Source organism: Sphingomonas sp. (assembly GCF_036387595.1).
GTDB lineage: Bacteria > Pseudomonadota > Alphaproteobacteria > Sphingomonadales > Sphingomonadaceae > Sphingomonas.
Window position 1 is genome coordinate 1 of the sequence record NZ_DASVTL010000066.1, and the last position, 1,687, is coordinate 1,687.

General features: G+C 64.7%; 1 protein-coding gene. It reads right to left on the reverse strand.

Annotated features, from left to right (window positions below; all coding sequences use genetic code 11):
- A partial coding sequence (locus tag VF643_RS05450) for a hybrid sensor histidine kinase/response regulator (RefSeq protein WP_331042361.1) occupies positions 1–1,496 on the reverse strand: 1,496 nt, incomplete at its 3' end.
- Positions 1,497–1,687: the final 191 nt, after the last annotated feature.

Sequence of the window (1,687 nt, forward strand, 5' to 3'; positions counted from 1 at the left end):
CCGGGCTGCTTGGTGGTAAAGAACGGCTCGAACACGCGGCCCATGACCTCGGGCGGGATGCCGACGCCGGAATCGGTCACGCTCAGCGACAAGTAGGCGCCCTCGGGCAATTGCTGGGCCAGCGCCGCCTTCTGGTCGAGCCAATGGTTGGCGGTCGTGATCCGAATCGAACCGCCGTCGGGCATCGCATCGCGCGCGTTGATGCACAGGTTCAGCAGCGAATTTTCCAGTTGCGACGCATCGACCAGCGCGGTCCACAGATCGGGCGCGCTGGCCACCTCGATCTTCACGGCGGGGCCGACGGTGCGGCGCACCAGATCCTCCATGCCCAGCACGAGGCGGTTGACGTCGGTCGGTTTCGGATCGAGGGTTTGCTGGCGCGAAAAGGCCAGCAAGCGATGGGTCAGCGCGGCGGCGCGCTTGGCGGCATCGCTGGCGACCTCGATATAGCGGGCGATATCGGCGAAGCGTCCCTGGCTGGCGCGCAGCTCCATCAGCTCCAAGCTGCCGTTCACGCCCGCCAGCAAATTATTAAAGTCATGCGCCAAGCCGCCGGTGAGTTGGCCGACGGCCTCCATCTTCTGAGCCTGGCGCAGGGCGTCCTCGGCCGAGCGGAGCGCCTCCGCGTTTTCTCGTTCCGACGTGAAATCGCGGCCGACGGCATAGATGCTGTCGGCATCGGCCTGGGCGGACCACGAGATCCAGCGATAAGTGCCGTCCCGATGGCGATAGCGGTTATCGAAGCGGGTATAGTAGCCGCCGTCGGCAAGGACCTGGACGCCGGCGATGCTGCGGTCGAGATCGTCGGGGTGGAGCAGCTTCATCAGATTAGCGCCGACGAGATCGGCCTCGTCCCAGCCCAGCATATCTTTCCAGGCCGGATTGACGGTCTTGATTTCGCCGTCGAAGCCGCAGCGGAGCATGATATCGGCGGACAGTTCCCACAGGCGGTTGCGGTCGCGGGTGGTTTCATCGACGGTCCGTTCGAGCGACTCCTTGGCCTGATGGATGGCGCGTTCCCGGCGCACCTGTTCGGTGATCTCGATACCCTGGTTGAACAGGCCGGCGATGGTGCCGTCCTCGCCGGTGATGGGGGCTGCCGCGAAATTCCAGATCGTCTGTTCCAGCTGGCCGTTTCGCAGGATCGTCAGCTCGACGTTAGTGCTGGAAAAGCCGATACCGGTTTGCATGGCCTCATGGAATTGTGGGGCGACTTGATCCCAAGCGCTGCCCCAGACTTCGGCCACTGGTCTGCCGAGGGCGGCGGGGTGGCGGTCGGCGAGGGAAGGGGCGTAGGCATCGTTATAGAGCATGCACAGGTCGGGGCCCCACAGGATGGCGCCGAGGATGGGCGAATTGATGCAGGCGGAGACGACCGAGCGCAGCGACTGCGGCCAGGTATGCGGATCGCCAAGGCAAGAGGTGGACCAATCGTGGGCGCGCATGAGGGCGCCGATTTCGCCGCCGTTGTTCATGAAAGAAAGCGAGGTCGTCATAGTGGTTTTATATGTGCGGTTCTCTATTTGCTGCGTCGGGCGTGCTGGGGCGGCTGGTCTATGGTTTGGTGCGAATCGCGCGGGTGTTGACATGGCGATAGGGTTGCCGGGGCGCGTTTGGGGGCCAGGCGGGGGTAGTTTCAGGTCGCCGCCGGGGTAGTCGCGGGCCGGTGAACGGCGGAAGGCGGGAC